Below are 9,786 nucleotides of genomic sequence, written 5' to 3' on the forward strand. Positions count from 1 at the left end.
AGAGAAGCGTATGAGATACTAGTTCTACCAGCCACGAAAACGATTTCACCGAAACTTTTCTATTTCCGTTCCTGGTGTTGGTGTTAAGCGTTTGCTTTATTAACTAAAGCAACACCAACCACAGTATAGAAAGTTATATAAGCATTACTCGCACCGTCTGCAGTCGGTGAAAGCTGTGTAAAATTTGGATTGGGAGAAGCTACCGCTCCAAATTCTCTTTGCTCAGACTTCCTCGAAAATAGAACCACCAGTAGCAACGGTTGCATCATCAGTCTTAGTCTAGGAGTTATTTACTCCATGAAATGCTGACTACTTTTGTAATCAGTTTGATTTATTTCATAGTCAGAACGAATCATTGATTTTATTTTTTAAAATTAAATTGCTTGCCAATCACCTCTATTTTGGTTGAAGTTGTAGTTTTTATTAGTTTACCAATCCCGTCAGTATATATTTGCCATTTTGGCAGATTTTTGAAAAAAATATCAAATTAATCATTGTTATAGAAAACCTACCATGCTATAAATTTTAAATTAGCATAGCAGGCTCTCAGACACTCAATCAACTCTAGGGCAGAATCTATTGATTCCAAATAGTTTTTAATTGAATCCACAGCGTTTCAAGGAAATATCTTGAGTGCTTTCTGGTTTTACTTGCGATTTCATTGATTGATGATCGTTTATTTGGTGTGCCAATCTCTGATCTAAACTACCACCACGAATTTCTGTTTTTTGCTTTCCAACTACTTCCAAATAAGCTAAGTCTTTGATTTTGCTCAAGCAGCTTGATGATCCATTACTATCAGATATTGAATCATTAGCCTGTTTCAGCATTTTTATATTTTCACTTTGCTGTTGATTTGTCCTAGTGGCTTTAGAGTTTTCTTTTAGCAATCGATTATAGGTGCGATATGGAATGTAATGGAGAGGATTATAGCCAGCAAATCGTAGCATTAAAACACATGCCCAGGAATATTTTCCAGCAAGAATTGCTTCAACTACTTTGTCAAATTGTTGAGCCTTCACTGTCTTATCTAAGTTACTACTAATGCCAGCAATGTCTTGATTCATCATAGTTTTTAGTTCTCTGGGATGAAGTAAAATAGTTCAGTTTCTGTGATTGTTGGTGTTTCAATTGAGATTTACAAACTGCACTAGCTTTTTTGCAGCTGTTTAATCGCTTGTGCGAAAATATCATCAATGGCAGTGAAAGTTAAAAATTTACCTTTGTCTTTTCATCTGACTGGTAGGACAAAAGTCTCGCGTGGCTCTTGATAGATAGAATTTTGTCCTCTTAAACTTTTTAAACTCCTAATTCAAGAAATTTTATCTGTTCACCTGCTTGTATTTCTTACTACTGCTGAATTCAGCATTTTCCGGGAATTTCGCATATTTTTTTCGGCTAGTAGAGAAAATTTATTTATCTTTGAGCGTTAACAAGGCTATTCGTATTTATACTATTTTTTGTGGCTAATGTCATCTACTAAACTAGCAGATTGATAAGTTAAATTTACTGAATATATTTCGATACGTACTTGTGTATTGTGCAACTTTTAATTTTGTCCTCCTTTACTAATTAATGAGGGGTCTTACCCCTCACACAATATCAATTTAAATTCTTTATTATTGTCGAGTCGCTAGAAAATATTAGCATTAACCATAAGGTAAAGCAACTTCTAAAAATATGAATGTATAGAGACTTAAAAAAACTTGACTAGCCATAGGTATTGAAAATATTTTTAATTAAATAGTGTTATCAATTAATCTTAAAACTATTGATATACAAAGGTTACAGCTGTAGCTTCTATAAATGGAATCACTATAAAATGATCATGAATATTTCATGATCATCAGCCAGTAATCACAGATAGCCTAGTTTTAAAAGAGAATTAGTGGTTAGTAGTAATATATATAGTTTTAATTATTATCAACTTAGTTAAGCAAAAGACCTGTGACGGGATGCTTTCAAAGCTAGTAATATTTGCATTTTTTGAAAGAGTAGGCTTGAATTTTCAATCCTTCAACTCTTACCATTACTGAAATTTTCTTCCGCTTCCGGAAACACTCGGAAAATAAAATCACAAATCTAGACTCTGCTTTCTCAGATGAAGACGGACTAAATTTGGCAAGGCACATACTATAGCAATCCTAAATAATTCGTGAACAACGAGATCCCCGACTTCTTAGAGAAGTCGGGGATCTGAGTCTTGTGATTTGAACGAAATCAAATAGAATTGCTATATACGTGGAATACGACCGTTCGTAAGCCTAGAACAAGTTTTTAGAGATTGTCTCGTTCCCAGTCGGAGACTGGGAATGCCTAATTGGGGGGCTGCCGCCTCTTGACTTGCGGCTCTGCCACAATGAGGTTTAAAAAGGGTTTTGGCTTAAGTTGACACCAATGCACATCTGTGCTAAAAAACGTGTGTTGCATCAAAATGAGAACCGCTTTGATAGCCAATCAATTAATAACTAAGTAAATTCCCCAAATCGCCATTGCCCGTAAGTAAGTGCTAGCACGGAAAGTACCAGCTGCGGTGATAGCTTCAGGTGTGCGAAATTGCAGACCATTGTCATAAATTTGCTGCACTACCGCTTGCGTCAACCTCAAGGCTTCATCCTTCATTCCCATCTGCACAAGAAAAGCCGCCAGCCCAAAATTTATCCCCGTCCAAACTTCCAGGGGATGAGTAGCTTTGGGATTTTCTGGTGAACCGTCAGGACGAACACCATTAGCAGCACCAAATTCACCATTGCAGAATTTCAAAAAGCACGCATCATAAACAGTTTTCAGAGCAGAGAAAGCCCGATCGCTCGGTACAATATCAGGTAAGTCCAGCAGACGAGCATAAAACTGTCCGCACAATTGATCTGCCATTACCACATCGGAACCACTTTCACTATCAAGTTTGTAATATTGCCCATTCCAGAGTTTTTCGTCATAGATGGGGCGAGATTGTTCCAACCAAGCTTCATAGATAGATTTTTGTAACGCCAACTGTGCTGCATTACCTCGGTGGTGCGTTAATAGAACTTCGCTGATTGCGATCGCAGCCTCCAACGCTGCTAACCACAATCCACCACAATAGGCGCTGACACCCTGTAACCGCCAATCATCAAAAGTTTGGTCAGGCGCACCAGAATTTTCGGGAATCCCATCGCCATCAAGGTCAAAAGTTTTCAGGTAGTCGAGAGTTTCAACGATCGCATTCCAACAGTCTGCCAAGAATTCTACATCGTCAGCACCCGTGAGCAGAAAATCACGGTATACTTGCAAGACAAAATCACTACCCAAATCTTTCCACAAATTGCAATCTTGATAGCTGGTATAGTTGGTTTTCTCCCAGACGTGTTCATTCGGTGCGCCTAAATCGTGGGGTGTTGCACCTGCGACTTTGCGAACTGCGATCGGGCTTTCTGCCTTAATTGTCATGTAATAGCCAATTATCCGGGGAGTATCATCACCTTGAGGAATTGCCCGTGCAAATGCCCGCATCACCGACTTTTCCAATTCTGGAAACAGCATCAGCAGCCCAAAAGAGCCATATAACCGCACATCTAGACTTTCATACCAACGGTAATCTAAGCACTCCAGCACTGCAAACTGACCGATGGGGTCAAGTTCCGATGCTGCACTCCAGAGAGTACCGCCACTGGTGAGGTCATAAAGCTCATTAAATAGAGCCATTTTAAACCAGTTGGGTAAATCTTCCCGGTCGAGAATCGGTTTTTGCCAACTTTGAATTTGCGATCGCCAACTTTGATATTCTTGTAGCGCAGTGGATGCGATCGCCCAAGCATTATTACCACTTTTACTAAAAAAGTCTGTATATCTGCGGTAATAGTTAACTCCAGCCGCAAATTCTGTGATTGGTAAATCCCAAGCGAGGACAAAGGGGATTTCGAGAGTTTCGCCTGGTTGGAGAGTGAAACGGATTGCGAGCGCCGCCCCTAATTGTCTATTCTCTGTTGTTGGAGTCGTATCTAGATAATTGGGCAAAGAACCATCTTTAGCAAAGCTTTGCCATACCTCCTCACCCGTTCCTTCAGGATTCCATCGGCTGTGATGAAATATTTCTACTTGGGGATGCTTCAGCGTGGCAATACACCAAGTTCCGTCACCTTCTTGTAAAGGTTCATTACTATCAACCCGACTTAAAACACAGCCAAACTGTTGTGTATTTTCAACTATTTGGTTATAGTTTCCTTGACTTTCGCCCCAGCGCGGTTGGTATTCGTAAACCGGACTACCATCATCGCGTACTCGCACTTGGGGAGATTTGAGGGAGTTTGTAAACCAGCCCACCATATTTTCCCAAGTGAGCATGATGCTAAGAGTAATAGGTGCATCTGTGGAGTTATGAGCATTCCAGAGGAATATCGCCACAGGGTAGCTAGTTTCTTGGTAATTGCCTGCCCAAATTGGGGAAAACTGCTCACAAGTCAACTGTGCTTGAAATACATTTTCATACACAAACCAGCTACGTGGGTAGAGCGCGTGATAATTGCCTGTCCCTTTTGTGCCGGAGAGTGTTGGATACCATTGCCAAGCTTTTAGAGTGCGATCGTCGGGCACTTGGGTAGATAAAGCGTAAGCTTGGGAAGATGTGCCATTGGACTCAAACACACTGAATTGACAAGCGGGAACGTTTTTGAAGGTATGCTCACCGCCGTCAATGTGCCACAGGTTAAAATCTCCCCGTGAAGAACGACCGATGCAACCTGCACCAAAGCCACCCAAAGGCATACCATGCCAAGGGCCATCATCGATATTACTTGCGTAGCGGACGGTATAAGGTTTGTCCCAGCCTAAACCGATGGGACGGTTCCAAGTGCAAGAGGGAATTTCTGGAGAGAGTTGATTTGTCATCACCTGATGTTACAGCGTGCAGTTACGTCAATGAAGACTAGCGCGATGTGTGATTTTTCTCAAGTAAAACGCGGTACTGGCATAACAATAAAAAACTTCAGCCACAAGGGGATGGAGTTTTTGGGCATGGGGAATGGGGAATGGGGAATGGGGAAGAAGTTACCAATGCCCCATGCCCTATGCCCTATGTCCCAAGCGGCGGGGCGGCTATGAGGGGATGGAGTTTCCCGCCGCTTTCAATGAACTTTGTACTGGACGGAAGCTTTTGAGATAGGGTTAAATAAAGTGCAAGTTTAATGCATCATCAACTCTATGCTAAACATGAGTCGAGACATTCATTCACTCTCTAGCTTTAAACGCAATACGTTGGAATTCCTACAGCAGATGAAGCAGACAGGAAAACCCGTAGTACTAACAGTTAATGGCAAAGCCGAACTTGTGGTTCAGGATGCAGAGTCTTACCAAAAACTGCTGGATGCGTTGGAAAGATTGGAAGCGATCGCCGGAATTAAGCAGGGACTTGAAGATGTAGAGGCTGGTAGAACCATTACTCTTAGAGAGTTTGAGCAAGAAATGCAGCAAAAGTATGGCATTTCAAGTTAGGGTGACTCAGACTGCAAAAGCTGAAATTGATACTGCTTACTCTTGGTTGAAAGAGCGCAACCCAGTTTATGCGGATAAATGGTTTCGGGAGTTGATGGATACTATTGCTACTCTGCAAGAAAAGCCTCTACGTTGCGCTCTAGCTTTAGAAAATGACGCACTAACTGAAGAAATCCGTCAACTTATTTACGGTAACTCAAGAAATAAGTACCGAATTTTGTTCGTTATTCGGGAAGATACTGTTTTTGTGCTTCATGTACGTCATAGCTCGCAAGCTCCACTGATAGGCGAGGAAGTTGACGAGGAAGAAGAATTTTGATTGTTAAAAACGTGGCGTAGACGCAAAGCGGCTTGTCGTAGACATCACTCACCCTTTGAACTTGGTAATCTTTATTGGTGTCATGGAAATTTAAATTGTATATGTGGGCACTCTAAAAGTAAGAACCATACCAGAGACTAATTTTTATGTCCACAGCCCCAATTAGTGCAACATTAGCGCAATCAGAGAGAGATGCGGTGTTGCAAGCGATCGCCACCATTAAAGAAAAGCTACCATTTTTGATTGATTTAACTAACGAGGAACGCAAAGCTTTACCCAAAATGGGAGATAAAAGCCGCGCCTTTGTAAGCAAAGCATTAGAAGTGGCGACACAGAACCCAGAGTTTTTACCGCGATCGTTTGACCTGGATGAAATGCGGAAGGATGTACAATTGTTTGAGGCGTTGTATCCAGTATTGCTGTCGCTGACACAATTCCATGAATTAGTGGATGATACATTTTTAGCGGTGGGCAGTGAAGCTTATGCAGCCGCGTTGCAGGTGTATACTTATGCCAAAGCTAGTGGACAAGGCGGTGGTTTAGAGACAGTAGTTGAGGAAATGGGGCAAAGGTTCGCCCGTAAATCTCGGAAAGTCAAGCCTCAAGCAGCAGCGTTGTAGAAAATAACTCGGCGATTACACTTCTAAAATGCAATGTTAAAACTCAGAACTCGGATGTTGAAGTAAATTGCTCGGCGTTCCGAGTTCTGAACTCAGATGTTGGAGTAAATTGCTCGGCGTTCCGAGTTCTGAACTCGAAGCTTCAACCTCTGAACACAAAATTTCGAGATGAGAACACGAAACTTCGTGCTTTGAACAGCAACATCCGAGATCGAAAGGCGATCGCTTACCTTTTGAACTCGGAACTTCGTGCTTTGAACAGCAACGTCCGAGATCCAAGAATGAATGATGGTGAGTTTAGGGCGTAGAGTTATAGTTTTTTCTGCGCCAAGTTATACTTAACCTCAATCTCAAAGTTACTCTCAGCTGAACCCTCAGTTAAAAAGGGAATGCCGGTTTTACCACCCAGCTTGATGCCAAATTTAACTGTTACCTCCTCAGCGTCAGGTAAATTCTTGAATGCACCAACCGCTAACTTGGCATAATCACGAACTTTGTTTTGAAATTCTTTCATATTAACCGTAGGTAAACCATCACGGTATCCTGGTTCTTCTTCTTCTGGAACCTCTGCGGCTGTGTTTGATTCCACATAGATTTCGTACTCTAGATCATCTTCTTTGACAATCAGGCGTTGCACTTGTGACATTAGTAGTCTCAGTTAATGTTTGAGTTGTTACTCTTGTAATATTACGTAAAAACAGATATCTGATTAGACGCTATGCCTCGATACGCCCTGGTGATTGGCATTGCTAAGTATGACAATTTGACAAACTTACCAAAAGCTGTCAACGATGCAGAAAAAATAGCACACCTGCTGCGTAAACATGGTCGGTTTGATGTTCAGCCGTTACCGGGTAAACTAATCGAGAGTGAAAATCGCTGGCAAGTCACACCGGATAAAAAGTTAATTGGTAAAGAACTCGGTCAAACACTGAGAATGTTTCTACTGGAGAAGGCCAAAGGTAGTGAGGCACTGATTTATTTTGCCGGACATGGCTTTGAAGCACTCAGCAACACAGGTGAACCGAAAGGCTTTTTGGCAACTTCGGATTGTAATAAAGTAGATGGACAGAATGCGATCGCCTTTGATGATCTCAACACTTTAATTGCTAAATCTCAACTCAGCAGCTTAGTAGTATTGCTGGATTGCTGCTATGCGGGGTCTTTATTAGAGAGGAGTTTTATCAAGTCTGGTTTCTCTGTTTTCAACAGCAAACAAGACTACAGCTTAATTACAGCCTCTCGTGCCTTTGAAAGAGCGCGTGAAGATGACGAAGGTGGAATTTTCACCAAAGCTATTCTCAAAGGACTTGCTGAGGATAAAGCTGATGAAGCTACCGGGGAAATTAATGTCAATGATTTGATCAGCTTCATTTCACGAGAACTCAAGCAGAGTGGACAAGAAGCAATTTCTATGGGCGGTGGTAGGTCAATTCCTTTGGTTTGGTATCCACCCAAGAATTTAGTAGTTATTACACAAGTACTTGACGAATGTCCCTATCGGGGCTTAGAAGCTTTTGACAAGCAACACGCAAAATTCTTTTTTGGTCGTCAAAAAGTAGTTAACGATATTCAACAGAAACTCGACTTAGCTAAATTTGTCCCGATCATTGGCGCATCGGGGAGTGGCAAATCTTCAGTAGTGCGGGCGGGTTTGATTCCACAATTAGATGATAGTGAGTGGCAAGTCTTAGAACCAATTAAACCCGGATTTGAACCTTTAATTAAGTTGCGTGGAGCTTTTCAACAATTTTTTCCAGGGGCTAAAAAAGAGAAGCAACTGAAGGATTTAATTGACAATGAGCAGAATAATTTATCTGCAATTCTCGAAAATCTCCCTAGTTCAGTAAAACTTTTATTGGTAGTGGATCAGTTTGAGGAAGTATTTACTGGCGGTGCTAGTCAGCAAGAAAAGCAGAGATTTATTGACTTACTGACTCAGGTAGTAGAGATTACCGATTCGCGGTTAGCAGTTGTGATTACCATGCGAGCGGATTTTCTCGAACCCTGTTTGCAATATCCCTCGCTGACTCAGTTAATTCAAACCCAGGCAGTTTATATGCCACCTTTAACCGGAGTTGATTTAAAGGACACGATCGCCGAACCAGCCAAACTTCAAGGTCATAGTGTTGAAGAAGCGCTAATACTGAAGATTTTAGAAGATGTGAAACAAGAACCAGGGTTTTTGCCTCTGTTGGAGTTTGCTTTAACCAAACTCTGGGAGAAACGCGATCGCAATCAACATCAACTCACCCTAGAAGAATATGAAAAGTTGGGAGGATTAACAGGGGCGTTGAATCTCCATGCAGAAAAAGTTTATCTTTACCGAGATTTTGAGGAGGAATTGCCAACCCAAAAACGCACTCAGCAGGAGAAAGAATGGATTGGGCGAATTTTTCTGCGCTTAGTGCGAACGGGAGAGGGGGAAAAAGACACCCGACAGCGCCAACCAAAAGCCACACTATTAAATATTGCAGGTGATGACGCCAATCAGCAGCAAGAACTTAGTGAGTTACTAAATGGGGAAGCGGGATTAGTTAAGGGACGCTTGTTGGTTACAGGGAATGATGAAAAAGGAGAAGCTTGGATTGATTTAGCCCATGAAGCTTTAATTGAAGGTTGGCAGCAGTTTGCTTGGTGGCGACAACAAGACCGAGATTTGCGGCGGTTGAGCGATCGCTTAGAAGATGCGCGGCGGGAATGGGTGAACAAAAAGCAGGATGACAAATATTTAATGCAAGGGGGACTACTGGCGGAAGTGAGGGATAGCTGGCAACAATTGCAGCCCCATTTACAATCACCCCAAGAAGATGAGGATTTTTACCAGCGCAGCGATACCCATGAAAAAGACCGTATTGCCGAACTGGAAACGGCACTCACTGAATCACGATTGCGAGAGAAAGCCGCGAAGGTAGAAAATTTATTGACAGTCCAACCCCTAGATAGTCTAGTTTTGGCAATTCAAGCTATGGGTGAGAATCAAGAGAAACTACCCCAGCAGATCCTCGCACCAGTTCAGAACAGTTTGAATCGGGCGATGAATAAAGCAAGAGTCTCTATTCCTTTGCGTGGTCATGAACGTTATGTCAATTCTGTCGCCATCAGCGCCGATGGGCAGACGATTGTCAGTGGCAGTCGTGACCGCACAGTGCGGTTATGGAACCTGCAAGGTCAGACCTTAGCTGAACCTTTGCGTGGTCATGAAGGTAATGTCAATTCTGTCGCCATCAGCGCCGATGGGCAGACCATTGTCAGTGGCGGTAGTGACGGCACAGTGCGGTTGTGGAACCTGCAAGGTCAGACCTTAGCTGAACCTTTGCGTGGTCATGAAGGTAATGTCAATTCTGTCGCCATCAGCGCCGATGGGCAGACCATTGT

At 42.2% G+C, this 9,786-nt stretch carries 8 protein-coding genes; 5 read left to right on the top strand and 3 right to left on the bottom strand.

What is annotated here, in order from left to right:
* Positions 1-596 precede the first annotated feature (596 nt).
* Together V7L05_RS28675 and V7L05_RS28680 are read right to left on the bottom strand one after the other, a co-directional pair.
* On the bottom strand, positions 597-1,067 hold the full coding sequence (locus tag V7L05_RS28675; protein ID WP_335169264.1) for a HetP family heterocyst commitment protein: 471 nt from the start codon (positions 1,065-1,067) through the stop codon (positions 597-599).
* A gap of 1,390 nt (positions 1,068-2,457) precedes the next feature.
* Entirely contained in the window at positions 2,458-4,866 is a 2,409-nt protein-coding gene (locus V7L05_RS28680; RefSeq protein WP_335169251.1) for a GH116 family glycosyl hydrolase, read from the bottom strand.
* Between the two features lie 133 nt (positions 4,867-4,999).
* On the opposite strand from V7L05_RS28680, the gene V7L05_RS28685 reads away from it, so the two are divergent.
* The 4 genes from V7L05_RS28685 to V7L05_RS28700 all read left to right on the top strand — a co-directional run bounded on the left by V7L05_RS28685 (position 5,000) and on the right by V7L05_RS28700 (position 6,408).
* Positions 5,000-5,140, top strand: a complete 141-nt coding sequence (locus tag V7L05_RS28685) for a hypothetical protein (protein ID WP_335169253.1) — start codon at positions 5,000-5,002, stop codon at positions 5,138-5,140.
* Between the two features lie 38 nt (positions 5,141-5,178).
* Complete coding sequence (locus V7L05_RS28690) at positions 5,179-5,469, top strand: type II toxin-antitoxin system Phd/YefM family antitoxin (RefSeq protein ID WP_335169255.1); 291 nt, start codon at positions 5,179-5,181, stop codon at positions 5,467-5,469.
* Positions 5,453-5,788 carry a type II toxin-antitoxin system RelE/ParE family toxin gene (locus V7L05_RS28695; RefSeq protein ID WP_335169257.1) on the top strand — a complete coding sequence of 112 codons (336 nt, stop codon included), beginning with the start codon at positions 5,453-5,455 and terminating at the stop codon, positions 5,786-5,788. Before V7L05_RS28690 ends, V7L05_RS28695 begins: the two co-directional genes overlap by 17 nt.
* Before the next feature lie 146 nt (positions 5,789-5,934).
* The gene (locus V7L05_RS28700) at positions 5,935-6,408 is read left to right on the top strand and encodes a hypothetical protein (protein WP_334790856.1); all 474 of its coding nucleotides are present in this window, start codon (positions 5,935-5,937) and stop codon (positions 6,406-6,408) included.
* 310 nt (positions 6,409-6,718) lie between these two features.
* Here the strand turns inward: V7L05_RS28700 and V7L05_RS28705 are convergent, their stop codons facing one another.
* Positions 6,719-7,054 (bottom strand): CU044_2847 family protein, encoded by a 336-nt coding sequence (locus V7L05_RS28705; protein WP_335169260.1) that lies wholly within the window; start codon positions 7,052-7,054, stop codon positions 6,719-6,721.
* 72 nt (positions 7,055-7,126) lie between these two features.
* Here V7L05_RS28705 and V7L05_RS28710 point away from each other — a divergent pair.
* Positions 7,127-9,786 (top strand): nSTAND1 domain-containing NTPase (locus V7L05_RS28710; RefSeq protein ID WP_335169262.1); only part of this gene is annotated, 2,660 nt, incomplete at its 3' end.

Origin of the sequence: Nostoc sp., assembly GCF_036917755.1 — a bacterium.
Classification (GTDB): Bacteria; Cyanobacteriota; Cyanobacteriia; order Cyanobacteriales; family Nostocaceae; genus Nostoc.